Origin of the sequence: Pantoea sp. 18069, from assembly GCF_902706035.1 — a bacterium.
Classification (GTDB): Bacteria; Pseudomonadota; Gammaproteobacteria; order Burkholderiales; family Burkholderiaceae_C; genus Comamonas.
In genome coordinates, this window is the sequence record NZ_CACSJA010000053.1 from 1 (window position 1) to 24,506 (window position 24,506).

General features: G+C 66.5%; 16 protein-coding genes and 1 pseudogene. 12 read left to right on the forward strand and 5 right to left on the reverse strand.

The window, feature by feature from the left end:
- The 4 genes and pseudogenes from GVL12_RS24425 to GVL12_RS24440 all read left to right on the forward strand — a co-directional run.
- Positions 1-260, forward strand: a pseudogene (locus tag GVL12_RS24425) (4-hydroxy-2-oxovalerate aldolase); the annotation flags it as partial.
- Between the two features lie 50 nt (positions 261-310).
- The gene (locus GVL12_RS24430) at positions 311-1,174 is read left to right on the forward strand and encodes an alpha/beta fold hydrolase (RefSeq protein WP_159918161.1); all 864 of its coding nucleotides are present in this window, start codon (positions 311-313) and stop codon (positions 1,172-1,174) included.
- An 85-nt stretch (positions 1,175-1,259) separates the two neighbouring features.
- Positions 1,260-2,156, forward strand: a complete 897-nt coding sequence (locus GVL12_RS24435; protein ID WP_159918162.1) for a serine hydrolase — start codon at positions 1,260-1,262, stop codon at positions 2,154-2,156.
- Positions 2,153-4,246 carry an ATP-dependent DNA helicase gene (locus GVL12_RS24440; protein ID WP_200844058.1) on the forward strand — a complete coding sequence of 698 codons (2,094 nt, stop codon included), beginning with the start codon at positions 2,153-2,155 and terminating at the stop codon, positions 4,244-4,246. Before GVL12_RS24435 ends, GVL12_RS24440 begins: the two co-directional genes overlap by 4 nt.
- On the opposite strand, the gene GVL12_RS24445 is transcribed toward GVL12_RS24440, so the two are convergent.
- The gene (locus tag GVL12_RS24445; protein ID WP_159918163.1) at positions 4,209-5,009 is read right to left on the reverse strand and encodes an outer membrane protein assembly factor BamD; all 801 of its coding nucleotides are present in this window, start codon (positions 5,007-5,009) and stop codon (positions 4,209-4,211) included. The two genes, GVL12_RS24440 and GVL12_RS24445, sit on opposite strands and share 38 nt — an antisense overlap.
- 293 nt (positions 5,010-5,302) lie before the next feature.
- Here GVL12_RS24445 and dnaE point away from each other — a divergent pair, with 293 nt between their 5' ends.
- The 5 genes from dnaE (at position 5,303) to sbcB (ending at position 14,720) form a co-directional block, all read left to right on the forward strand.
- Positions 5,303-8,839 carry a DNA polymerase III subunit alpha gene (gene dnaE, locus GVL12_RS24450; protein ID WP_159918164.1) on the forward strand — a complete coding sequence of 1,179 codons (3,537 nt, stop codon included), beginning with the start codon at positions 5,303-5,305 and terminating at the stop codon, positions 8,837-8,839.
- Between the two features lie 116 nt (positions 8,840-8,955).
- A complete protein-coding gene (clpS, locus tag GVL12_RS24455) occupies positions 8,956-9,312 on the forward strand; it encodes an ATP-dependent Clp protease adapter ClpS (RefSeq protein WP_159918165.1) in 357 nt (118 codons plus the stop codon).
- 60 nt (positions 9,313-9,372) lie between these two features.
- Positions 9,373-11,709, forward strand: coding sequence for an ATP-dependent Clp protease ATP-binding subunit ClpA (gene clpA, locus GVL12_RS24460; RefSeq protein ID WP_159918166.1), 2,337 nt, complete (start codon positions 9,373-9,375; stop codon positions 11,707-11,709).
- A 73-nt stretch (positions 11,710-11,782) separates the two neighbouring features.
- The gene (gene cls, locus GVL12_RS24465; RefSeq protein ID WP_159918167.1) at positions 11,783-13,237 is read left to right on the forward strand and encodes a cardiolipin synthase; all 1,455 of its coding nucleotides are present in this window, start codon (positions 11,783-11,785) and stop codon (positions 13,235-13,237) included.
- A 37-nt stretch (positions 13,238-13,274) separates the two neighbouring features.
- A complete protein-coding gene (gene sbcB, locus GVL12_RS24470) occupies positions 13,275-14,720 on the forward strand; it encodes an exodeoxyribonuclease I (protein ID WP_159918168.1) in 1,446 nt (481 codons plus the stop codon).
- A gap of 450 nt (positions 14,721-15,170) precedes the next feature.
- Here the strand turns inward: sbcB and GVL12_RS24475 are convergent, their stop codons facing one another.
- On the reverse strand, positions 15,171-16,406 hold the full coding sequence (locus GVL12_RS24475; RefSeq protein ID WP_159918169.1) for a nucleoside recognition domain-containing protein: 1,236 nt from the start codon (positions 16,404-16,406) through the stop codon (positions 15,171-15,173).
- Between the two features lie 217 nt (positions 16,407-16,623).
- Here GVL12_RS24475 and GVL12_RS24480 point away from each other — a divergent pair, with 217 nt between their 5' ends.
- Together GVL12_RS24480 and GVL12_RS24485 are read left to right on the forward strand one after the other, a co-directional pair.
- Complete coding sequence (locus GVL12_RS24480) at positions 16,624-19,020, forward strand: bifunctional diguanylate cyclase/phosphodiesterase (RefSeq protein WP_200844059.1); 2,397 nt, start codon at positions 16,624-16,626, stop codon at positions 19,018-19,020.
- Positions 19,021-19,033: 13 nt separating this feature from the next.
- A complete protein-coding gene (locus GVL12_RS24485) occupies positions 19,034-19,945 on the forward strand; it encodes a phosphate/phosphite/phosphonate ABC transporter substrate-binding protein (protein ID WP_159918170.1) in 912 nt (303 codons plus the stop codon).
- Here GVL12_RS24485 and GVL12_RS24490 read toward each other — a convergent pair.
- Positions 19,932-21,113 carry a PQQ-dependent sugar dehydrogenase gene (locus tag GVL12_RS24490; protein WP_159918171.1) on the reverse strand — a complete coding sequence of 394 codons (1,182 nt, stop codon included), beginning with the start codon at positions 21,111-21,113 and terminating at the stop codon, positions 19,932-19,934. The two genes, GVL12_RS24485 and GVL12_RS24490, sit on opposite strands and share 14 nt — an antisense overlap.
- A gap of 414 nt (positions 21,114-21,527) precedes the next feature.
- Between GVL12_RS24490 and GVL12_RS24495 the strand changes: the two genes are divergently transcribed.
- Positions 21,528-22,232 (forward strand): YebC/PmpR family DNA-binding transcriptional regulator, encoded by a 705-nt coding sequence (locus GVL12_RS24495; protein ID WP_159918172.1) that lies wholly within the window; start codon positions 21,528-21,530, stop codon positions 22,230-22,232.
- Positions 22,233-22,482: 250 nt separating this feature from the next.
- Here the strand turns inward: GVL12_RS24495 and upp are convergent, their stop codons facing one another.
- Together upp and GVL12_RS24505 are read right to left on the reverse strand one after the other, a co-directional pair.
- Positions 22,483-23,112: a uracil phosphoribosyltransferase gene (upp, locus tag GVL12_RS24500; protein ID WP_159918173.1), complete on the reverse strand. Its 630-nt coding sequence runs from the start codon at positions 23,110-23,112 to the stop codon at positions 22,483-22,485.
- A 71-nt stretch (positions 23,113-23,183) separates the two neighbouring features.
- On the reverse strand, positions 23,184-24,158 hold the full coding sequence (locus GVL12_RS24505) for a threo-3-hydroxy-L-aspartate ammonia-lyase (protein ID WP_159918174.1): 975 nt from the start codon (positions 24,156-24,158) through the stop codon (positions 23,184-23,186).
- Between the last annotated feature and the right edge of the window lie 348 nt (positions 24,159-24,506).

Here is a 24,506-nt window from a genome sequence, read left to right on the forward strand (position 1 = left end):
TCATGGACGCGGCCGACGACATCGTGCGTCCGCTGCAGGACCGTCCGGTGCGCGTGGACCGCGAGACATTGGCGCTCGGTTACGCGGGCGTCTACAGCTCGTTCCTGCGCCACGCCGAAGTGGCTGCCGCGAAGTACGGCCTGAAAGCCGTCGACATCCTGGTCGAGCTGGGCAAGCGCCGCATGGTCGGCGGGCAGGAAGACATGATCGTCGACGTGGCGCTGGACCTCCTGAAAAACCGCGCGCCGGCGGCGGCCTGATCCACGGCCGTTCAAGGCATGCCAGCCATCTGAAGCAACAAGGAAGAGCAATGTCCACCTCCATTACAGAACAAGCCACCAGCCATCTGGTGCGCATCCAGGAATCCGGCCTCGCGCTGCAGGTGCACTACAACGACGTGGGCCAGGGCGACGAAGTCGTCGTCATGCTGCACGGCTCGGGCCCGGGCGCGACCGGCTGGGCCAATTTCCACCGCAACATCGAGCCATTGGTCGCAAAGGGCTATCGCGTCATCCTGCTCGACTGCCCGGGCTGGGGCAAGAGCGACGGCATCGTGAATTCCGGCTCGCGCTCGGACCTCAATGCGTCGGCGCTCAAGGGCCTGCTCGATGTGCTGGATCTGCGCAAAGTCCACATCATCGGCAACTCCATGGGCGCGCACAGCGCCGTCGCGTTCGCGCTGCGCTACCCCGAGCAGGTCGGCAAGCTGGTGCTGATGGGCGGCGGCACGGGCGGCCCCAGCCAGTTCGTGCCCATGCCCACCGAAGGCATCAAGCTGATCGGCGCGCTCTACCGCAACCCGACCATAGACAACCTCAAGAAGATGATGAATGTCTTCGTCCATGACGCCAGCAGCATGACCGACGACCTGTTCCAGCAGCGCCTGAACAACATGCTGGCCCACCGCGAGCACCTGGACAACTTCGTCAAGAGCAGCGAAGCCAACCCCAAGCAGTTTCCCGACTACGGCCACCGGCTGCACGAAATCAACGCCAGGACGCTGGTGGTCTGGGGCCGTGACGACCGTTTCGTGCCCATGGACGTGGGCCTGCGGCTGATCTGGGGCATACGCAACGCCGAGTTCCATGTGTTCAACCAGTGCGGCCATTGGGCCCAGTGGGAGCATGCGGAGCGTTTCAATCAGTTAGTGGGCGAATTCCTGTCGCTGCCCTAAGCCCCGCGCGGCGAATTCCCTGCATTGGGCAAGAGAGTGCAAGGGTGGCAGACTCCGGTCTGTCGCCCTTTTTTTGCGCAACGCCATGCCTGCAGCACAATCCCTCGCCCTGATAGATTCTTCCGGCAAGCCCACGGTGCGCGGTGACGCCGGTCCCGTGCCCTGGTGGAGCTTCACCAAGACCGTGCTGGCCATTGCGGCGCTGCGGCTGGTCGAGGATGGCATGCTGTGCCTTGACAGCCCCATAGCCGGGGAGCGCTTCAATCTGCGGCAACTGCTGCGGCACGAGGCGGGCTTGGCCGATTACGGGCTGATCGCGCAATACCAGGGGGATGTCGCGGCGGGCTGCACGCCGTGGTCGGTAGAGCAGTTGCTCGACCGGGTCGATGTCCGATCGGCGCGCGGCGCGCCCGGCCAGGCCTGGGTCTACTCCAATGTGGGCTATCTGTATGTGGGCCGGCAGATTGCGCAGGCGATTGGCCTGAGCCTGGCGGATGCGCTCAAGACCTGCGTCTTCCAGCCCGCAGGGCTGACGACGGCCCGGCTCGCGCGCCTGCCACCCGATCTCGCCGACGTGAACATGGGCGATGTGCGCCATTACCACCCGGGCTGGGTCTATCACGGCCTGGTGACCGGCACGGTGCTCGATGCGGCGCGCCTGCTGGCCGCGCTGGTCAACGGCAACCTGCTGCAACCGCAGACGCTGGCCCAGATGTGCGAAAGCCGGCCACTGCCCGAACACCGCTGCGCGCTGCACCCCGATCCGGCCTACGGACTGGGCCTGATGCTGCATGCCCAGGACGCGGCGGCCCACCCGCTGGGCCATTCGGGCGCGGGCCCGGGCAGCCGGATTGCAGTCTATTCCCGGGGCGGCGCCGTCTGTGCGCTGTGGGCCGCAGAGTCCATGCAGATCGACCCCACCGGGGAAGCTTTTAGAATCCTCGGCAATGTGAAGTCTCAACAGGTTCCAGGAGCGGCGTGAACGATTATTTCTCCGCCGTGCAAGCGGCTTTCTCGGACGGTGGAGTGATCGCCCGGGCGCAGCCGCATTTTCGCCCGCGCAGCGGGCAGACGGAAATGGCCGTGGCCGTCGCCGAGACCATCGCGGGCGGCGGCGTGCTCGTGGTCGAGGCCGGCACGGGCGTGGGCAAGACCTATTCCTATCTCGTGCCGGCGCTGCTCAGCGGCCAGCGCGTGCTGATTTCGACGGCCACCAAGGCCTTGCAGGACCAGCTGTTCGCGCGCGATCTGCCCAGCCTCACGCGCATGCTGGGCCTGCCGCTGCGCATGGCCCAGCTCAAGGGGCGGCCCAGCTATCTGTGCCAGCACCATCTGGGCCAGGCCCGCCAGGGCCGGGCCGCGTCAGGCCGGGGTGCGCCGCAGGACCCGCAACTGCTGCGCACGCTGGCGCGCGTCGAGGAATGGGCGCGCACCACGGCCACGGGCGATCTGGCCGAACTGTCGGCCGTCGGCGAGGACTCGCCCGTCTGGCCGCTGGTCACGTCGACGCGCGACAATTGCCTGGGCAGCGCCTGCCCGCAGTTCGAGCCCTGCCACCTCAACGTCGCGCGGCGCGCGGCGCTTGCCGCCGATGTGGTGGTGGTCAACCACCATCTGTTCTTTGCCGACCTCGAAGTGCGCGAATCGGGCGTGGCGCAGCTGCTGCCCTCGGTCGGCGTGGTGGTGTTCGACGAGGCCCACCAGCTCAACGAAACCGGCATCCAGTTCGCGGGCACGCTCGTGGGCACGGCCCAGCTGCAAGGCTATGGGCGCGATTTCCTCGCGCAGACGCTGGAGCATGCGCGCGGCATGGGCGACTGGATGCAGCTGAGTGCCGACCTGGAGCGCACGGTGCGCGATCTGCGGCTCGCGGCCGGGCGCTCGGCCGTGGGAGAGCGCCTGCGCTGGCTGGGCGCCGTGCCCGACGGGCTCGATGCGCTGGTCTGGTCGCGGGCTTTCTCGGCGCTGGGCCAGGCCTTGCATGCGGCGCTGGTCGCACTCGGCGGCGTCGAGGAAATGGCGGCCGAATTGCGCCAGCTCTATGCGCGCGGCGAAGCGCTGCTGCGCCGTCTGGCGCTGTTCGGCAAGACGAGCAGCGACGACACGGTGCGCTGGCTCGACATCGGCAGCCGGCACCTGCGCATGATCGAATCGCCGCTGAGCATTGCGCGCATCGTGCGCACGCGACTGCTGCAGGAAGGCGAGCATCCCGGCGAAGCCGTGGCCGGCGCGGGCCGCCGGGACGCCGGCCGCCCGGATGCCGGACGCCCGGACGCCTGGATATTCACCTCGGCCACGCTGGGCGACGACGCCGGGCTGAGCTGGTTCACCGAGCCCTGCGGCCTGCGCGACGCGCGCATCCTGCGAGTGGACAGCCCGTTCGACTACGCCCGGCAGGCGGGCGTCTATGTGCCCGCGGAGTTTCCCGCGCCCGGCACGCCCACGCACAGCGCCGAAGTCGCGGCGCTGGTGCAGCGTTCGGCCGAAGTGCTGGGCGGGCGCACGCTGGTGCTGACCACGACCACCAAGGCGCTGCAGGTGATAGGCGCCGCATTGCAGGCACAGTTCGGGCTGTTTTCCGACCTGGAGGTGCTGGTCCAGGGCCAGGCGCCAAAACAGCTGTTGCTGGAGCGCTTTCGTACAGGCCAGCAGGACGGAGGCAAGGGCTGCATCCTGGTGGCGTCGGCGACGTTCTGGGAGGGCGTGGACATGCCCGGCGACGCGCTCGAGTTGGTGGTGATCGACAAGCTGCCGTTTCCCCCGCCCGACGACCCGCTGGTCGAGGCGCGCTCGCAGCAGCTCGAAGCCGTGGGGCGCAGCGCGTTTCGCGACTACATGCTGCCCGAGGCCGCGATGGCCTTGAAGCAGGGCGCGGGGCGCTTGATACGGCGCGAGACCGACCAGGGCGTGCTGGTCGTTGCCGACACGCGCCTCATTGCCAAGCCTTACGGCCGGCGGCTGCTCGCGGCCTTGCCGCCTATGCGCCGCCTCAAGACCGCGGCCGATTACGACGCGGCGCTGGCCGCGCTGGCGCTTACCAGAACTTCCACCAGGGGCTGGACTTCGGCGTGACGCCGGCCGTTCCCGGGGCGCCGCCTTCGGGGAAGGTGGTTTCGAGCACGCGCTGGGTATCGTCGCGCAATTGGGCCATGCCCAGCGCGTCGTACGACTTGATCAGGATCTGCAGCGCTTCGCGCATCGCCGGCACGCCTTCGTACTCGGCCAGCGCGGTCTGCGCGCGGCCGATCGCGGCCACATAGGCGCCGCGATCGAAGTAGTAGCGCGCGACATGCACTTCGTACTGGGCCAGCGAGTTGACGATATAGGTCATGCGCTGGCGGGAATCTGGCGCGTACTTGGACTCGGGAAAGCGCGTCACGACCGCGCGGAAGGACTCGTACGAATCCTTGGCCGCCTGCTGGTCGCGCTCGGACAGGTCCTGGCGCGACAGCCAGGCAAACATGCCCAGGTTGTCGTTGAAGTTGACCAGGCCCTTGAGGTAGAGCGCGTAATCGGTGGCCGGGCTCGCCGGGTGCAGCTTGAGGAAACGATCGAGCGTGGCCTGGGCCTGGGCTTTTTCGCCGGCCTTGTACTGGGCATAGGCCTTTTCGAGCTGGGCCTGCTGGGCCAGCGGCGTGCCCGCGGCGCGGCCTTCGAGCTTTTCGAACAGCGGCACGGCCTTGTCGAACGCACCGGCCGAGACCTCGTCGCGTGCTTCGGAGTAGATCCGGTCGGGAGTCCACTTGGCCGTTGGATCTTCCTGGGTGCTGGAACAAGCCGCCAGCAAGCCCGCAGCGAGCACGGCAGGAAGAAGAGGCGAGGACAAACGCAGCATGGCAGGAAGCTTTCTGGCAATAAGGGGCATCTGGTGGCGCTCCCACGGGAGTGCAGAGCTGGCGCGCGTTCATCTTTCGACGGGCCCGCCTAGGGAAGTTCAGGACGAACGGAACATCCACCGTTCACCCTGGGCTCTGAGCCTGTCGAAGAGTCGAAGGCTGGATCCCCACAGGCATCGAAGCGAAAACGCGCTAGGAACCGCATTGTAATGGCCGCAAAGGCCCGCGCCGCGCGGGGCCGGCGGGTGCCGGCTTTGGGCTGTAGTCCCCAGGCCTTTCTACAATGCTGCCCATGTTTGTTCATTTGCGCCTGCACTCCGAGTTTTCCGTCGTCGACGGAACCACCCGTATCAACTCCATCATCAAGGCAGCCGCGGCAGACGGGCAGGCCGCGATGGCGATCACCGACTACAACAATATGTTCGGCGCCATCAAGTTCTACAAGGAAGGCCGGGGCAAGGGCGTCAAGCCCGTGCTCGGCACCGAGATCCAGCTCGAAGGCGAGGAGGGCGCTGCCGCGTCGCGCCTGATCCTGCTGGTGCAGAACAAGACCGGCTACCACAACCTCTGCGAGCTGCTGGCGCGGGGCTGGACGCGCAACGTCGTCAAGTCCCAGGCGGTCCACACCTGGGAGTGGCTGCAGGAGCTGGGCGAAGGCCTGATCGTGCTGTCGGGCGCCCAGGCCGGTCCCGTGGGCCAGGCGCTGATGCGCGGTGACATGGCGGGCGCGGCCAACACGGCCCTGCGCCTTGCGGCAATGTTTCCGCATCGCTTTTACATGGAGTTGCAACGCGCGGGCCGCGCCGACGACGAAGCCCATGTGCTCGCGGCCGCGCAACTGGCCGCGCGCCTGAACCTGCCGGTCGTCGCCACCCACCCCATCCAGTTCTTCGCGCCCGACGACTACGAAGCGCACGAGGCGCGCGTGTGCATCGCCGAAGGCGAGATCCTCGGCAACCCCAAGCGCGTGCGGCGCTTCACGCGCGAGCAATGCTTCAAGACCCAGGCGGAGATGGAAGCGCTGTTTGCCGACCTGCCGTCGGCGCTGGCCAACAGCGTGGAGATCGCGCGCCGCTGCAGCCTGACGCTGGTGCTGGGCGAGCCGCAACTGCCGAACTTCCCCGTGCCCGAAGGCATGACGATGGAGTCGTTCTTCCGCCAGGAGTCGTTCGACGGCCTCGAAGTGCGGCTGGCGCTGCTCTACCCCGATGTCGCCAAGCGCGACCAGCAGCGCGCGCGCTATGTCGAGCGGCTGGAGTTCGAGCTGGGCACCATTTTGAAGATGGGGTTTCCGGGCTACTTCCTGATCGTGGGCGACTTCATCAAGTGGGCCAAGAACAACGGCTGCCCGGTCGGGCCGGGGCGGGGCTCGGGCGCGGGCTCGCTGGTCGCCTATGTGCTCAACATCACCGATCTGGATCCGCTCGAATACAACCTGCTGTTCGAGCGCTTCCTGAATCCGGAACGCGTGTCGATGCCCGACTTCGACATCGATTTCTGCCAGTCCAACCGCGACCGCGTGATCGACTACGTCAAGCAGCGCTACGGCCGCGACGCGGTGAGCCAGATCGCGACCTTCGGCACCATGGCCGCGCGCGCGGCCATCCGCGACGTGGGCCGTGTGCTCGACATGAGCTACACGTTCTGCGACGGCATCTCCAAGCTGATCCCGAACAAGCCGGGCCTGCACGTCACGCTCAAGTACCCGCCCAACCCGAAGAAGGAGGGCGACAAGTACACCTATGCGATCGAGGCCGAGCCCATGCTCGCCGAGCGCATGGAGAAGGAAGAGGACGTCAGGACGCTGATCGAGATGGCCCAGCGCCTCGAAGGCATGACGCGCAACATCGGCATGCATGCCGGCGGCGTGGTGATCGCGCCGGGCCGGCTGGCCGATTTCTGCCCGCTCTACCAGCAGCCGGGCAGCGACTCCGCCGTGAGCCAGTTCGACAAGGACGACGTCGAGGATATCGGCCTGGTGAAGTTCGACTTTTTGGGCCTGGCGACGCTGACGATTCTCGAGATCGCGCGTGAATTCATCATGCAGCGCCACAAGGGCCAGGAAAACTTCGCCTACGAGCGCATTCCGCTGGACGACCACCCGACCTACAGGCTGTTCTCCGAAGGCAAGACGGAAGCGGTGTTCCAGTTTGAAAGCCGCGGCATGCAGGGCATGCTGCGCGACGCCAAGCCCAGCCGGCTCGAGGACCTGATCGCGCTCAACGCGCTCTACCGCCCCGGTCCCATGGACCTGATTCCCAGCTTCGTGGCGCGCAAGCACGGGCGCGAGGTCGTCGAGTACCCGCACCCCATGGTCGAGAAGGTGCTGGCCGAGACCTACGGCATCATGGTCTACCAGGAACAGGTGATGCAGACCGCCCAGGTGCTCGGCGGCTACTCGCTGGGCGGCGCCGACTTGCTGCGCCGCGCGATGGGCAAGAAGAAGGCCGACGAGATGGCCAAGCACCGCGAGCTGTTTCGCGCAGGTGCGTCCAAGAATGGCCTGAACCAGGAAAAGGCCGACGAAGTCTTCGATTTGATGGAGAAGTTCGCGGGCTACGGCTTCAACAAGTCGCACGCCGCGGCCTACTCGTTGCTGGCCTACCACACGGGCTGGCTCAAGGTGCACTACACGGCCGAGTTCTTCTGCGCGAACATGACCGTGGAAATGGACGACACCGACAAGCTCAAGGTGCTCTATGAAGACGCGCTGAAGATGGGCCTGACCTTCGAGCCGCCGGACGTCAACCGCGGCCGCTACCGCTTCGAGCCCGTGACCGACAAGGTCATCCGCTACGGCCTGGGCGCCGTCAAGGGCGGAGGGCAGGCGGCCATCGAAGCCATCGTCGCCGCGCGCGAAGGCACGGGCACGGGCCCCAGGGGCGCGGAAAAGGGCCCGTTCAAGAGCCTGTTCGACTTCTGCCTGCGCGTGGACCGCACGCGCCTGAACAAGCGCACGCTCGAAGCCTTGATCAAGGCCGGGGCCTTCGACGCCATCCACCAGAACCGCGCGTCGCTGGTGGCGTCGATAGACACCGCGTTCGAGTTCGCGAATGCGACCCACGCCAACGCCAACCAGGGCGGCCTGTTCGACATGATGGGCGAGGACGCCGTGGGCTCGAGCACGCAGGAGCCCGAACTCGCCGAGCGCATGCCCTGGGGCATCAAGGAGCGCCTCACGCTGGAAAAGACCGCTGTCGGCTTTTACCTCTCTGGCCATCTGTTCGACGAAGTCGAGACCGAAGTGCGGCGCTTCGTGCGCACGCGCATCGAGGAGATGCGCGACAGCCGCGAGCCCCAGGTCATGGCCGGCATCATCAGCGACTTCCGCGCCATCACCGGCCAGCGCGGACGCCTGGGCCTGTTCAAGATCGACGACAAATCGGGCGTGATCGAGGCTTCGGCCGACGAAGCCGTGCTCAACGCGCACAAGGAACTGCTCAAGGAAGACGAGTTCGTCGTCGTCAGCGGGCGGCTGCAGCTCGACCATTTCAGCGGCGGCCTGCGCATGAAGGTCCAGCAGTTGTGGAGCCTGGCCGATGCGCGCTGCAAGTTCGGGCGCTATCTGCAGGTCAGCGTGGGCGAAGTCATGCCCGACGTGATCCGCGTGCTCGGCGATTTTCCCGCGCGGCGCGAGGAACGCGAGCAGGGCGAGCCCCAACTGCATGGCCTGCGCGTGCGCCTGGGGCTGCGCTGCGAGGCGCCGCAGGGCGCGGCCACGGCCGAGCTGCAACTGGGCGACAGCAGCCGTTTCTACCCCAGCGATGCGGCGCTCGCGGCCTGGACGGCGCAGGCGGGCAGCGGCCAGGTATCGGTCATCTACGAATGAAAAGAGAGCTTTTGCGCGCCCGTGGCGGAAAATGCCGCACGCGCAGGCTTGAAATTGGTGTTTCCCTTCCCATCTGGGAAGACAAAAGAGCCTCAGCGGCTCGCTAGAATGAATTCATGGCAACACAACCCCCTTCCATTCCACCAAAGCCCCCCGAGGGGCCAGGCGCCGATGACGCTGGTTCGGTCGTGATGGAGCGGCGCGCGCAGCGTGTGCAGCCCCCCAAGATGTACCAGGTCGTCATGCTCAACGATGACTACACGCCGATGGAGTTCGTCATTGCCGTGCTCCAGGAACTGTTCAGCAAGGACCGCGAGACCGCCACCCAGATCATGCTCAAGATCCATCTCGACGGACGCGGCATCTGCGGTGTCTACCCGCGCGATATCGCTGCCACCAAGGTCGATCAGGTGCACCAGGCCGCGTTGAAGGCGGGTCATCCACTACAGGCAACGTTGGAGCCGGTTGAATAAGCTGCAACCGCCCCGATTTATCTCCATAATGAAATCACGCAAGCCCAAAGGAGTCCTCTCATGATTGCCCAGGAACTGGAAGTCAGCTTGCACATGGCCTTTGTCGAGGCCCGTCAGCAGCGCCACGAGTTCATTACCGTGGAACACCTTCTGCTCGCGCTGCTCGACAACCCCAGTGCGGCCGAAGTGTTGCGCGCCTGCTCGGCGAGCATTGATGATCTGCGCGCATCCTTGTCCAACTTCATCAAGGACAACACGCCGCAGGTCGCCGGTAGCGACGAAGTCGATACCCAACCCACGCTGGGCTTCCAGCGGGTGATCCAGCGCGCCATCATGCACGTGCAGTCCACGGGCAATGGCAAGAAGGAAGTCAACGGCGCGAACGTGCTGGTGGCGATCTTCGGCGAGAAGGATTCGCATGCGGTCTACTACCTGCACCAGCAGGGCGTGACGCGCCTGGACGTGGTCAACTTCATTGCCCATGGCATCAAGAAGAGCGAGCCGCCCGAGGCCGCGAAGTCCGAAGGCCAGGCCGAAAGCGAGGAAGGCGGTGGTGGCGAGCGCCAGGAAAAGGCGTCGCCGCTCGAGCAGTTCACGCTCAACCTGAACCAGGCCGCGAAGGAAGGCAAGATCGATCCGCTGATCGGGCGCAACTACGAAGTCGAGCGCACGATCCAGATCCTGTGCCGCCGCCGCAAGAACAACCCGCTGCTGGTCGGTGAGGCCGGCGTGGGCAAGACGGCAATCGCCGAAGGCCTGGCATGGCGCATCACCCAGGGCGATGTGCCGGAAATCCTCGCCGAAGGCGTGGTGTATTCGCTCGACATGGGCTCGCTGCTCGCGGGCACCAAGTACCGCGGTGATTTCGAGCAACGCCTCAAGGGCGTGCTCAAGTCGCTCAAGGACAAGCCCAACGCCATTTTGTTCATCGACGAGATCCATACCCTGATCGGTGCCGGCGCGGCCTCGGGCGGCACGCTGGATGCTTCCAACCTGCTCAAGCCCGCGCTGTCGAGCGGCCAACTCAAGTGCATCGGTGCGACGACCTTCACCGAGTACCGCGGCATTTTCGAGAAGGACGCGGCCCTGTCGCGCCGCTTCCAGAAAGTGGACGTGGTCGAGCCCACGGTGTCCGAGACCATCGAGATCCTCAAGGGGCTGAAGTCGCGCTTCGAGGAGCACCACAACGTCAAGTACGCGTCGGCAGCGCTGCAGGCCGCGGCCGAGCTGTCGGCCAAGTACATCAACGACCGCCACCTGCCTGACAAGGCGATCGACGTGATCGACGAGGCCGGCGCGGCCCAGCGCATCCTGGTTGCGTCCAAGCGCAAGAAGACCATAGGCAAGACCGAGATCGAGGAAATCGTCGCGAAAATAGCGCGCATTCCGCCCGCCAACGTCTCCAACGACGACCGCAGCAAGCTGCAGACGCTCGAGCGCGATCTCAAGAGCGTGGTGTTCGGCCAGGACAAGGCACTCGAAGTGCTGGCCTCGGCCGTCAAGATGGCGCGCTCGGGTCTGGGCAAGGGTGACAAGCCCATCGGTTCGTTCCTGTTCAGCGGCCCCACGGGCGTGGGCAAGACCGAGGCCGCCAAGCAGCTCGCGTTCATCATGGGCGTGGACCTGATCCGCTTCGACATGTCGGAGTACATGGAACGCCATGCGGTGAGCCGTCTGATCGGTGCGCCTCCGGGCTACGTCGGTTTCGACCAGGGTGGCCTGCTGACCGAAGCCATCACCAAGAAGCCGCACGCGGTGCTGCTGCTCGACGAAATCGAGAAGGCGCATCCGGACATCTTCAACGTGCTGCTGCAGGTCATGGACCACGGCACGCTGACGGACAACAACGGGCGCAAGGCCGACTTCCGCAACATCATCATCATCATGACGACGAATGCGGGTGCCGAGACCATGAACAAGGCCAGCATAGGGTTCACCAACCCGCGCGCGGCGGGCGACGAAATGGGCGACATCAAGCGCCTGTTCACGCCCGAGTTCCGCAACCGGCTGGACGCTATCGTGGGCTTCAAGTCGCTCGACGAGCAGGTCATCATGCGCGTGGTCGACAAGTTCCTGCTGCAGCTCGAAACCCAGCTGGCGGAAAAACGCGTCGAAGTCACGTTCACCGACACGCTGCGCAAGCACCTGGCGAAGAAGGGCTTCGATCCGCTGATGGGCGCGCGTCCCATGCAGCGCCTGATCCAGGACACCATCCGCCGCTCGCTTGCAGACGAACTGCTGTTCGGCCGCCTGGTCGACGGTGGGCGCCTGGGCGTCGACTGGGTCGAAGGCGAGGGCGATGCGCCGGGCGAAGTGCAGCTCGACATCCAGCCCCTGCCGCGCAAGGACAAGGGCCGGTCCGAACCCGCCGAGCCCGAAGAGGCCACGACCGATTGAGTGCGTGACGCTTTAGCCCTCTCAAGCCGACAGCCCTGCGCTGTCGGCTTTTTATTTTTCCAAAGGCCTGTACGTGCAATGGTTCAGCGATTTCTGGAGCGCCGAGAACACCTACTCGCTGTTCTGGGTGATTTGGTCGGTCTATGCGCTGGTGATCGGCGTCTGGGTGTTGCTGCAGCGCAGCGCACCGGCGGCAACGCTGGGCTGGCTGCTGGCGCTGGCCGCGCTTCCCGTGGGCGGCCTGGGCGTCTACTATTTCTTCGGGCCGCAACGGCTCAAGCGCCTGCGCAACAAGCGCCTGCGCAGCCGCAAGTCCTCGCCCCTGCGCCTGAGCGCCGCGCGGCTGCGCGAGCGCATTCCGGCCGCGCCCGAGCGCCTGCACCAGGTCGCGCGGCTGGTGAGCCGCACGGCAGACTTTCCGGTGAGCAGTGCCGAACGCATGGAGCTGCTGGTCGGCGGCGACCGGACCTTTGACAGCATCCTCGAGGCGGTGCGCGCGGCGCGCCACCACGTGCACCTCGAGTACTACATCTTCGAGCCCGACCAGACAGGCCGCGCGCTGATGCAGGCCCTGGTCGAGCGCGCCCAGGCCGGCGTCAAGGTGCGCATGCTCGTCGACTCCATGGGCTCCAAGAGGATACGCCGCAAGTTCTACGCGCCGTTGGTCGCGGCCGGCGGTGAGTTCGCGTTCTTCCACCCGACCAAGATCGGCCGGCGGCTGCGCCCGGTGATCAACTTCCGCACCCACCGCAAGATCCTGGTCTGTGACGGCAGGGTGGGCTACACGGGCGGCGTCAACATCACCGACGAGGAAGACAAGCGCGTGATGGACTGCGCCTACCACGACGTGCATCTGCGGCTCGAAGGGCCGGTGGTGAACTGGTTGCAGACGGTGTTCCTCGAAGACTGGTCGTATGCGCTCGAGCGCAGCCACCCGGTCGAGCCGCCCGACCTCGACGAATTGCTGCCCGACCTCGACGAAGGCCAGTACGCGTTACAGATCGTGAGCTCCGGGCCCGACAACCGGCTCGAAGCCATACACCGCGCCTATGTCGCGGCGATCAACGCGGCCGACGCGCGCGTCTGGCTCACGACACCCTATTTCGTGCCCACCGAGGCGGCGATGACGGCGCTGACCAACGCCGCGCTGCGCGGTGTCGACGTGCAGTTGCTGGTGCCCGAGAAATCCGACTCCTTCATCGTCACCGCGGCCGCGCGTTCCTACTTCGACGAACTGATCGCCTGCGGCGCCAAGGTCTACGAATACCGCGCGCGCATGCTGCATTCCAAGACCCTGGTGGTCGACGACAGCATGGCCATCATCGGCACGGCCAATTTCGACCACCGCAGCTTCTTTCTCAACTACGAAGTCTGCGTGGTGGCCTACGGGCTCAAGCTCAACGGCGATCTGGCCGGGCAGTTCATGCGCGACCTGAAGAACGCGCGCCAGGTGCACTACGGGCGCAAGCAGCGCTTCTTTCCGCGGCTCGGTGATTCGGTCGCACGGCTGTGCTCGCCACTACTTTGATACGCAAGGGCCTGCCATTCCCGGGCATACTTCGCTCATGGCTGATACCACTTTCTTCTGGCACGACTACGAAACTTTCGGTGCCCAACCCCGCTATGACCGCCCGGCGCAGTTCGCTGGCATACGCACGGACATGGAGCTCAACGAGATCGGCGAACCGCTGGCGCTGTACTGCCAGCCGTCCAACGATTACCTGCCCGACCCGCAGTCCTGCCTGATCACCGGCATCACGCCCCAGCACTGCGTGGCCCAGGGCGTGCCCGAACATGAGTTCGCGGCGCGCATCGAGGAGGAGTTCGCTGCTCCCGGCACGGTGGGCGTGGGCTACAACTCGATCCGCTTCGACGACGAGATCACGCGCTTCATGTTCTGGCGCAGCCTGATCGATCCCTATGCGCGCGAATGGCAAAACGGCTGCGGCCGCTGGGACCTGCTCGACGTGGTGCGCATGGTCTATGCGCTGCGCCCCGAAGGCATTGTCTGGCCGCGCAAGGAAGACGGCACGGTGAGCTTCAAGCTCGAAGACCTGGCGCGCGCCAATGGCCTGGTGCACGAGCAGGCGCATGACGCCGTGAGCGACGTGCGCGCGACGATTGCGCTGGCGCGGCTGATCCGCAAGCACCAGCCGCGGCTGTTCGACTATGCGTTCAGCCTGCACAAGAAAGACCGCGTATTGCGCGAGCTGGGCCTGCCCGCGGTCGCGGCGCACGCCAAGCCCTTCCTGCATGTGTCGGGCATGTTTGGCGCGGCGCGCGGCTGCATTGCCGTGATGTGGCCGCTGGCCACCCATCCGACGAACAAGAACGAAATCCTGGCCTGGGACCTGTCCCAGGACCCGTCCGAACTCGCGCGGCTGGGCGTCGACGAATTGCGCCTGCGCATGTTCACCCGCGCCGCCGACCTGCCCGAAGGCGTGGTGCGCTTGCCGATCAAGAGCATTCACATCAACAAGTCACCGATGGTGGTCGGCAGTCTCAAGACGCTGAGCCCGGCGATGGCCCAGCAGTGGGGCATAGACATGGAGCAGTCGCTGCAGTACGCGGCCATCGCGCGCGACCTGCCCGACATGAGCGCGCTGTGGAAGCAGGTATTCCAGCGCCCCGCAGCCGCCACGCCGGTCGACCCCGACCAGGACCTCTATGGCGGCTTTGTCGGCAACGAGGACCGGCGCCGTCTCAACCACCTGCGCGCGCTCACGCCGCTGGAGCTGGCCATGGACCGCACCGGCTTTGACGACGCCCGCCTGGGCGAACTGGTCTTTCGCTACCGCGCACGCAACTTTGCCGACACCCTGTCGCCCGAAGAGCAGCAGCGCTGGGTCGAGCACTGCGCCGCCTGCCTGCTGGACGGCAAGGGCGGAGCGCGCACGGCGGAGCGCATGTTTGCCGAGATCGACCAATTGTCCGAGACCGCGGACGAGCGCGGCGAGGAGATTCTGGGGGCGCTTTACGACTACGCTGCGGCGATAGTGCCCGAGGCTTGAGTCTTTGCCGCTCACCTTGCGATCCTTCGGCAGGCTCGGACTCAGAACGAACGCTCAAGCCGGCGCTCGCCCTGAGAACGTGTTCATGATCTCAACGCGTCGCGTTGGGACGCAATCGGGATGAGTTCGAAGCGCTGGGGCGCAGCTTGCACCGGGGTGCAAGCAAGCTGCAGCGCGAAGAAATCGCCCGATTTCGTCCCAACCCTTCGGGACAGTGCCTTGGCGGGCGGTCTGCGTCGTTGCAGATCCTCGCAATAGCAGGGCTATTGCTGCGGTACTGCGCCTAGCATCCCATCCCGCCAAGGCTCTGTCGCGGCGCGAAGAGATCGTGAACACGTTCTGAGCCCGTCGAAGGGCAGAAATCTACAGTGAGCCCACGGCACTCACGTTCCCGCTCACCCTGAGCATGTCGAAGGGGCGCAGGGGAGAAAACTGCTGCTCGCCAGGCGTTCACATCCCGCCAAAGAACCGATAACACACCGCAATCGCCGCCACCACCCCAGCGAACTCCGCGATCAGCGCACACCCGACCGCATGGCGCGCGCGCTGTATGCCCACGGCGCCGAAGTACACGGCCAGCACATAGAAGGTGGTCTCGGTGCTGCCCTGGATGGTTGCGGCGGCCAGCGCGGCAAAGCTGTCCACGCCCTGGCTTTGCATGGTTTCGATCAGCATGGCGCGCGCGGCGCTGCCTGAAAACGGCTTGACCAGGGCCGTGGGCAGTGCATCGACAAAGCGTGCATCCCAGCCGCCCAGGTCCACCAGCCAGCGAATGCCCGAGAGCGCATAGTCCAGCGCCCCCGAAGCGCGGAACACGCCCACGGCGCAGAGCATGGCCACGAGATAGGGCAGCAGGCCTTTGGCGACATCGAAGCCTTCCTTGGCGCCTTCTATGAAACTGTCATAAACCGCCACCTTGCGCCAGGCGCCCAGACCCACAAACAGCATGATCAGGCCAAACAGCGTCAGATTGCCCAGCAGGGATGACAGCGAGGCCAGCGCCGCGCCGCTGAGCGTGGCCAGCAGCGCCATGAAGCCGCCCAGCAGCAGCGCCACCGGCAGCAGGTAGGCCAGCACGACGGGGTGCCACAACTTGAGGCGCTGCACCAGGCCCACGGCCAGCAGCGCCACCAGCGTGGACGCGGAAGTCGCGAGCAGGATGGGCAGAAACACCAGCGTCGGGTCGAGCGCGCCTTGCTGCATGCGGTACATGAAGATCGTGACCGGCAGCAGCGTCAGCGACGAGGCGTTGAGCACCAGGAACAGGATCTGCGCATTGGTCGCGGTGTCGGGCTGCGGGTTCAGGGTCTGCAGCTCGCGCATGGCCTTGAGGCCTATGGGCGTGGCCGCGTTGTCCAGGCCCAGCCCGTTGGCCGCGAAGTTCAGCGTGATCAGGCCCAGCGCCGGGTGGCCGCGCGGCACTTCGGGCATCAGCCTGGCAAACAGCGGGCCCAGCGCCCAGGCCAGCCATTGCACGACGCCGGCTTTCTCGGCGATGCGCAGGAAACCCAGCCACAGCGTCAATGTGCCGAACAGCAGCACCATGACTTCGACCGACAGCCGGGCCATGGCGAACAGCGCCTGGACCATGCTGGCGAACACCTGGCTGTGCCCACCGACCAGCCACTGGGCCAGGGCCGCGATCGCGGCGATGATGAAAAAGCCCAGCCACAAGGCATTGAGCATCGGTGATCTCCTGATAGGAATGGCGCGCCGGCGCTGGCTGCGCGGTCTGGGCGCTATTGTCGCGGCTTGCGGGCCGTCACAGACTTTGTGATCTGTCACAAACAGCGCTTCCTTCGAGAAGTGTTCCAAATTGTCACGAAGTTGTCTTGCCGTTTTTGCATGATTCAGCGATCTGCCTGTCTGCGCCCGCTCTGTGACTGCCCTGTACGACCGTTGTTTGTTTCTGCTGCTGCGCTTGCGCCGGCCGGTCTCGGCCATGCCGTGGCGCATGGGATGGCGCGGAATGCGCCTGGCCTGCATTGCCGCCGCCTTGCTGGTGCTCGGGCTGGTCTGGTGGCTGGCCTGGCAAAGCGTCAAGGCCGAACGCGCGCAGCAGCAGATCAGCACGGCGCAGCAGCAGGCCAGCCTGGCGGCGGTCGTCGCCGAGAATCTCGCACAGGTGGTCAACAAGGGCCAGTTGATGGCCCTGGCCGCGGGCGACGCGCTCGCCGGCCATGCGCGCGGCCAGCAGGCCGATATACACCGGCGCCTGTCGACGATGCTGGTCGCCGAGCACAGTTTCGCGCGCTATGTGCTGCTTGATGCGGCGCTGCAGCCCGTTGATTCGTCGTATGCGCTGTCCGCCAGCGAGTCCGCGCCGCTGATGGCGAGCCTGCGCATGTCGCTGCAGGTGCCGGAACAAGGCCACGCGCGGCTGCTGCCCGCGGCCCGGTCCGCCGCCTCCGGCCATCCCGACCTCTGGCAGATTCCGCTGGTCTATGCGCTGCGCCCGCTCGAGTCCGAGGCATCGCCGCGCGCGGGCGCGGCGGGCGGGTATCTGCTGCTGATGCTGGACCTGGGCTATTTCCTGAACCTCTACCGCGATGTGGAAATGGGCGCGGGCAGCGCGATCCACCTGCTCGACGCGCAGGGCGGCGCGCTCGCGGAGCTCGGACCCCAGGGCCTGACCATGCCGTTCTCGCGCGAGCCGGTGGCGCCGGTGGCGCGCATGACCGGTAACCGCGGCGCCATCGTGGCCGCGCTGCAGCCCGGTGGCCCGGTAAGCCATTTCAGCTGGCGGCGAAGCGCCAGTTCGCCGTTTCTCGTGGTCGCGAGCCGGGGTCTCGAATGGGTGCACGGCCCGCAGCGCGAAGACAGCCGCAAGGTCTGGACCTTGCTTGGGGTGCTGAGCTTTTGCATGCTGCTGGCCGTGGGCGGCATGCTGCGTGTGCTGCGCCACCAGGAAGGGCTGTTCACCGCGTTGAGCGTCGCCAACCGCGACAAGCACATGCTGATCGATCAGCTCGAGCAGGAAAAGGCCAAGGCGCTGGAGCTGGCCGCGAACGACCACCTCACGGGGCTGCACAACCGCCGCATGTTCAATGAACTGGTTGCCAGCCACCTGGCGCTGGCCCGGCGCAGCCGCAAGTTCTATGCGCTGATGTACCTGGACCTGGACCGCTTCAAGGCGATCAACGACACGCTGGGCCACCATGTGGGCGACCTGTTGCTGCAGGCGGTCGCGCAGCGGCTGCGCCAGTTGCTGCGCAGTTCGGACATCATCGCGCGCATGGGCGGCGACGAGTTCGCGGTGCTGGTCACGGGCATGGATGCGATGACCGACATGGACGCGCTCGCGGCGAAACTCGTCGACTGCCTGAGCCAGCCCTATGAGGGGCTCGAAGGCCACAGCCTGCAGGTCTCGCCCAGCATTGGCGTGGCATTCTTCCCGCGCGACGGCCATGACGTGACGCTGCTGTGCCGCAATGCGGACGCCGCGATGTATGCGAGCAAGCGCGCGGGCCGCGGGCGCTTCACCTACTACGACGCCACGGCCGGCGCCGACAGCGCGCGCAGCTACGCGCTCGAGCGCCAGTTGCCGCGCGCCGTGGCTGACCAGCAGCTGGTGCTGCATTTCCAGCCCAAGGTGCGGCTGCACGACTGCCGCATCATGGGCTTCGAGGCGCTGGTGCGCTGGCAGCACCCCGAGTACGGCTTGATCTATCCCGGCGAATTCATTGCGTCGGCCGAAACCACGGGGGCGATACGCGCGCTCGGCGACTGGGTGTTGCAGGCCTGCTGCCGGCAGGTCGCTGCCTGGCGCGCGCTGGGGCTCGAGCCGGTGCCCATCGCCTTCAATGTCTCGCCGGTGCAGCTGCGCGACAGCGCGTTTGCCGAGCGCCTGGCCGCGCATATCGCGCAGCATGGCATCGAGGCCGCCGACCTGAGCATGGAGATCACCGAAAGCTGCCTGCTCGAGCCGCGTGAGCTGGCGTTGAGCGTGCTCGAACAGGTGCGCGCCATGGGCGTGTCCATAGGCCTGGACGATTTCGGCACCGGGTTCTCGAGCCTGAGCCAGATCAAGGACCTGCCGATCGACACCCTCAAGCTCGATCGTTCGTTCGTCAACGACATCCGCAGCAGCAGCGAGGCGGGCGTGATCGTGACCTCGGTGATCACCCTCGCGCACAACCTCAAGATGCGCGTGGTCGCCGAAGGCGTGGAGCTGATGGACCAGCTGGTCTACCTCAAGACGGCCGGCTGCGACGAGGCGCAAGGCTATTTCCTCAGCCGCCCGGTGGGCGCGAAAGCGGCGCAGGAGCTGCTGCGCGCGGCCTATCTGTACCCGGCATGAAAGGCCTGCAGCGATGAACCCTTGTGCGGACACCCGCCACCCCCGCCGGCGGGCACTGACCCAACTGCTGGGCCTGTGCGGCGTGGCGGCCGGCATGCACCCTTCGCGCGCCGCCGAAGCCGGCGAGCCATGCGAGCTGCCGCACAGGCTGCGGCTGGCCTTCATTCCCAAGAACCGCGATGAGGCGCAGGTCGGCGGCTACCGCCAGTTGGCCCAGGCACTTGCGCAGGTGCTGGGCATGCCCGTGGACGTGGTGCCCGGGGCGTCGTACTCGGCCGTCGTGCAGGGCCTGCAGGCCGGGCGCATCGATGTCGCCGAACTCGGCCCCGCGACCTACGTGCAGATGCAGCGCAGCGGCGCTGCGGCCCGGCCGGTGGCCGCGATGGTCAAGCAGCCCGGCGTGCTGACGCGCTACCACGCGCTGCTGATCGTGCGCAGCACATCGCGCTTTCGGCGCTGGCAGGACCTGCGCGGCGCCACGCTGAACCTTGTGGATCCGGCCAGCACGTCGGGCGCGTTGCTGCCGCGCCAGGCCATGCAAACGCAGGCCGGCATGCAGCTCGAAGACTATTTTTCACGCGTGGCGTATGCGGGCTCGCACTCCCGGGCCATTGCGGCCGTGCATGACGGGCTGGTCGATGCGGCGTTTGTCTCGAGCGACAGCCTGGCGCTGGCCCAGCAGCGCAGGGCCGTCGCGGCCGGCGCGCTGCGCACGCTGTGGAAGTCGCCGCCGCTGCCCACCGATCCTCTGGTCGTGCGCCGCAAGCTATGTCCGGCGCTGCAGGAGCGGCTGCGTCTGGCCTTCCTCGGGCAGCAGCCGCTGCTGATGCCGGCCCTGCAACTGCTGGGCAAACAGGGCCTGGTGGCGGTGGACGAGAGCGACTACGCGCAGGTCGCCGGCATGCTGGGTCTCAGCGCTCCGTGAGCTGCACGCGCAGCAACTGCCCGTTGCGCGCGTCGGTCAGCACATAAAGCCAGCCGTCGGGCCCCTGGCGCACGTCGCGCACGCGCTGGCCCAGTTGCGGCAGCAGCAGATGGCGGGCCGTGATGCGGCCGTCCTGCAGCGTCAGCCGCTCGAGCATCTGGCTCTTGAGCGCACCGACGACCATCTGCCCTTTCCAGGCCGCGCCATAGCGGTCGCTGGTGATGAAGGCCATGCCCGATGGGGCGATCGACGGCACCCAGTAGTGCAGGGGCTGCTCCATGCCCGTCTGCGCCGTGATGCCCTTGCCGATGGCGCCGCCGCCATAGTTCTCGCCATAGGTGATCACCGGCCAGCCGTAGTTCCGGCCCGCCGCGGGCCGGTTGACTTCGTCGCCGCCCTGGGGCCCGTGCTCATGCACCCAGAGCTGGCCATCGGGCGCCAGCGCCGCGCCCTGGGGGCTGCGGTGGCCGTAGCTCCAGATTTCCGGCAGGGCATCGGCGCGGCCCGCAAACGGGTTGCCTTCGGGCAGCTTGCCGTCCTTGCCCACGCGCACCACCTTGCCGAAATGGTTGCGCAGGTTCTGCGCTTCTTCCTTGGCGCTGGAGCGCTCGCCCAGCGCGAGGAACAGCGTGCCGTCGGGCTTGCCGCCGACTTCGCGCTCGACGATGCGGCAGCCGAAATGCAGGCGGCTCGCGTACTTGGGTTGCTGCGAGAAGATCACCTGCACATTCTCCAGGCGCGTGGCGTCCTCGGACAGGCGCGCGCGCGCCAGCGCCGTGCTGTTCACGGCAGTGTTGCCGTCGGCGCCGGGCTCGGAAAAGCAGAAATACAGCGTGCGGTTGCGCGCGAAATCGCTGTCGAGCACCAGGTCGAGCAAGCCGCCCTGGCCGCCCGCGGCGATCGGCGGCAGCCCGGCCAGGGGCGCGCGCAGCCGGCCGTCGGCCTCGACGATGCGCATGCGGCCAGGCCGCTCGGTGACCAGATAGCGGCCGCCCGGCAGGAAGGCCAGCGCCCAGGGGTGCTCGAGGCCGCTGGCCACGGCCTTTGCCTCGACCCGTGGTTCGTCGGCGCCCGCAGGCGTGGCTGCCAGCGGATGTGCGCTGGCGGGTGCGGCCCCCGCCAGGGCAGCCGCGAAGGCAGCGATGAGGAGGGTGAACTTTGGGCGCATGGGCAGTCTTCTCCCGGAGAGGCAAAAAAAGGGCAGGGCTCAGGGCCTGCAAGGAGGCCATCGCTGTCAGCATAGTTTTGTGCATATCCAGGCTGCACGCCATACCCCTGCAACGCACTTGGCTAAACCCCTGGATGGCGGCGACCCTTGCGGCGTGGAGCGCATGCCCGCATGCCTGCAGCGCCAGGCGTTCCGGGCTCCCGTGCAGCCCAGGAATATTCAATAAAATCAATGGATTGCATCCGATTCGGGAAGCATTGCAAGGCAATGCGCCGGCGGCCGGGCGAAATTTTTCACCGGCAATGCGCGCGCCGGGCGCTGCATTCCCCACGCTACAGGTGTATAACCTGCTCCCTTTGGGGTGCGTGTGCCCGGTGGGGGCGTGCGTGCCTTTTACCTGAAGGAAAACAATTCATGGGCGCGCAGTGGAAATCGAAGGGCAAGGCACAGGTTGCCGATGCCAAGGGCAAGCTGTTTGGCAAGCTGGCCAAGGAAATCATGGTCGCCGCACGCGGCGGCGCCGACCCGGCTGCGAACTCCAAGCTGCGCCTGGTCGTGGAGCAGGCCCGCAAGGTGTCCATGCCCAAGGACACGCTAGAGCGCGCCATCAAGAAGGGCGCGGGCCTGACGGGTGAGACCGTCAACTTCGAACATGTGATCTATGAAGGCTATGCGCCCCACCGGGTGCCGGTGATGGTCGAATGCCTGACCGACAACGTCAACCGCACGGCGCCCGAAATGCGCGTGGCTTTCCGCAAGGGCCAGATGAGCGCGGTGGCCTGGGACTTCGACTATGTGGGCATGATCGAGGCCGAACCCGCTGCAGCCGGTGCCGATGCCGAGGTCGCTGCGATCGAAGCAGGTGCCCAGGACTTCGAAGCAGGCGACGCCGAAGGCAGCACGCTGTTCCTGACCGACCCCACCGATCTGGACCTGGTCAGCAAGGCGCTGCCCGCACAAGGCTTCACGGTGCTGTCGGCCAAGCTCGGCTACAAGGCCAAGACGCCGATCAGCGCGGCCAGCCTGAGCGCCGAACAGCTCGAGGAAGTGCAGGCCTTCCTGGCCGGCATCGACGACAACGACGACGTCCAGAACATGTTCGTTGGATTGGTCGACTAATCACTTTGCCGGCCAGCGTAATGCCGGCCGCGCCATCAAGCCCATTGAGCCACTTGTTGGCGCAATGGGCTTTTTTGTTTCTAATGCAATCCAATCCGAGCGGGAGCGATTTCAGGCGCAGTTCACAGCCTTTGATACTGGCGCGCCCCAGCGTGGGGGCAGCGAGCAAGGGCCGCCCCGCAGCGAGGCTGCCGTCCCCCTCCACCGAAGGTTGAGAGGGGGAAGAGGCGAAGCCTCTCAGGGGGTGGACCTATTTCGTTCCGAAGATCCGGTCGCCCGCGTCGCCCAGGCCGGGGAGGATATAGCCGTGGCTGTCGAGCTCGCGGTCGATGGCGGCGGTGTAGATGGCCACATCGGGGTGGGCCTTCTGCATGGTTGCAATGCCTTCGGGCGCGGCCAGCAGGCACATGAACTTGATCGACTTGGGGTTCAGCTGCTTGAGGCGCGCGACGGCGGCGGCCGCCGAGTTGCCCGTGGCGAGCATGGGGTCGACGACGATGATGTCGCGCTCGGCCATCTCCGAAGGCATCTTGAAGTAGTACTCGACGGGTTGCAGCGTCTGCGGGTCGCGGTACAGGCCGATGTGGCCTATGCGCGCGCCGGGCACGACATTGAGCATGCCGTCGAGAAAGCCGTTGCCCGCGCGCAGGATGGACACCAGCACCAGCTTCTTGCCGTCAATCACCTTGCCGGTCATGGTTTCCATCGGCGTCTCGATCTCGATGTCCTGCAGCGGCATGTCGCGCGTGATTTCGTAGGCCATCAAGGTGCTGAGCTCGCCGAGCATGCGGCGGAAGCTGTTGGTGCTGGCCTCCTTGCGGCGCATCAGCGTGAGTTTGTGCTGCACCAGCGGGTGGTCGATAAGATGAACTTGGCTCATGTGTGTTGTATGTACGGGCAGGGTAATGGAGGGCCAGCGGACCAGGTCCGCGGGCCGGTGGCGGCCGGGCGTCAGTCCGCCAGAAAGCGGGCGTAGCGATCGAGGTCCACGTTGCCGCCACTGATGATGATGCCGACGCGGGCTCCGGAGAGCTCGACGCCGCCATGCAGCGCCCCGGCATAGGCCAGGGCGCCGGTGGGCTCGACCACGATTTTCATGCGTTCGGCGAAAAAGCGCAGCGCCTGAACCAATTGCTCGTCGGACACAGTAAGAATGTCTTCGACCGCGGGCTGGATCAGCGCAAAGGTGATATCGCCCAGCGACTGGGATTGTGCGCCATCGGCAATCGTCCTTGGCGTTGGAATGCGCACCAGCGCGCCGCTGCGCAGCGATTGCTGGCCGTCGTTGCCGGTCTCCGGCTCGACGCCATAGACGCGGCACTGGGGCGCGAGCGCCTGCGCGGCAAGCAAGCTGCCCGACAGCAGGCCGCCGCCACCCAGGCAGACGAACAGATAGTCGAGGTCGGGCACTTCCTCGAACAGTTCCTTGGCCGCCGTTCCCTGGCCGGCGATCACGTCGGCGTGGTCGAACGGCGGGATCAGCGTCATGCCGCGCTGCTGGGCGAGCTGGGCGCTGATCGCTTCACGGTCTTCGGTGAAGCGGTTGTAGGTGACGACCTGGGCGCCGTATTCACGCGTCGCGGCCATTTTCGCGGCCGGCGCGTCTTCGGGCATGACGATCACGGCCGGCATTTCAAGCAGGCGCGCCGACAGCGCGATCGCCTGGGCATGGTTGCCCGAGGAAAATGCCAGCACGCCGCCCTTGCGCTGCGCTTCGGAAAATTGCGACAAGGCGTTGTAGGCGCCGCGGAACTTGAACGCCCCCATGCGCTGCAGGTTTTCGCACTTGAAGAACAGCTGCGCACCCAACTGCGCGTCGGCCATGCGCGAACGCCTGACCGGGGTGCGGAATGCGACGCCCTCGAGCCGCTCGGCGGCCGCGGATACGTCTGCGTAACTGGGAAGAGAGGTGGCGGTAGAGGACATGGGGCGCTTTGTCGGACGGTAGGGATGGTGGATTCCATCATAGCGAGCCGGCAAGCCCCCGGGAGGCCCACGCAGCAGGTTTTGCCGCCGGGCCGCCCCAAGGCAAAACGCGGTGGGGGGCTTTGCCCCCCAGGCAGTCCTTCGGCAGGCTCAGGACGCAGCGAGCAAGCGTGGGGGCCTTGGTTTTGCCGCCGGGCCGCCCCAAGGCAAAACGCGGTGGGGGGCTTTGCCCCCCAGGCAGTCCTTCGGCAGGCTCAGGACGCAGCGAGCAAGCGTGGAGGCCCATGGTTTTTCCGTCGGGCCGCCCCAAGGCAAAACGAGATGGGGGGGCTTCGCCCCCCCACGCCC

Bases quoted from the DNA above. Each gene is read 5' to 3' on its own strand.
- upp (WP_159918173.1), bottom strand. From the start codon at position 23,112: ATGAGCCAAGTTCATCTTATCGACCACCCGCTGGTGCAGCACAAACTC.
- GVL12_RS24495 (WP_159918172.1), top strand. From the start codon at position 21,528: ATGGGCGCGCAGTGGAAATCGAAGGGCAAGGCACAGGTTGCCGATGCC.
- GVL12_RS24435 (WP_159918162.1), top strand. From the start codon at position 1,260: ATGCCTGCAGCACAATCCCTCGCCCTGATAGATTCTTCCGGCAAGCCC.
- dnaE (WP_159918164.1), top strand. From the start codon at position 5,303: ATGTTTGTTCATTTGCGCCTGCACTCCGAGTTTTCCGTCGTCGACGGA.
- clpS (WP_159918165.1), top strand. From the start codon at position 8,956: ATGGCAACACAACCCCCTTCCATTCCACCAAAGCCCCCCGAGGGGCCA.
- GVL12_RS24485 (WP_159918170.1), top strand. From the start codon at position 19,034: ATGAACCCTTGTGCGGACACCCGCCACCCCCGCCGGCGGGCACTGACC.
- GVL12_RS24445 (WP_159918163.1), bottom strand. From the start codon at position 5,009: ATGCTGCGTTTGTCCTCGCCTCTTCTTCCTGCCGTGCTCGCTGCGGGC.
- GVL12_RS24490 (WP_159918171.1), bottom strand. From the start codon at position 21,113: ATGCGCCCAAAGTTCACCCTCCTCATCGCTGCCTTCGCGGCTGCCCTG.
- clpA (WP_159918166.1), top strand. From the start codon at position 9,373: ATGATTGCCCAGGAACTGGAAGTCAGCTTGCACATGGCCTTTGTCGAG.
- sbcB (WP_159918168.1), top strand. From the start codon at position 13,275: ATGGCTGATACCACTTTCTTCTGGCACGACTACGAAACTTTCGGTGCC.
- GVL12_RS24430 (WP_159918161.1), top strand. From the start codon at position 311: ATGTCCACCTCCATTACAGAACAAGCCACCAGCCATCTGGTGCGCATC.
- GVL12_RS24475 (WP_159918169.1), bottom strand. From the start codon at position 16,406: ATGCTCAATGCCTTGTGGCTGGGCTTTTTCATCATCGCCGCGATCGCG.
- GVL12_RS24505 (WP_159918174.1), bottom strand. From the start codon at position 24,158: ATGTCCTCTACCGCCACCTCTCTTCCCAGTTACGCAGACGTATCCGCG.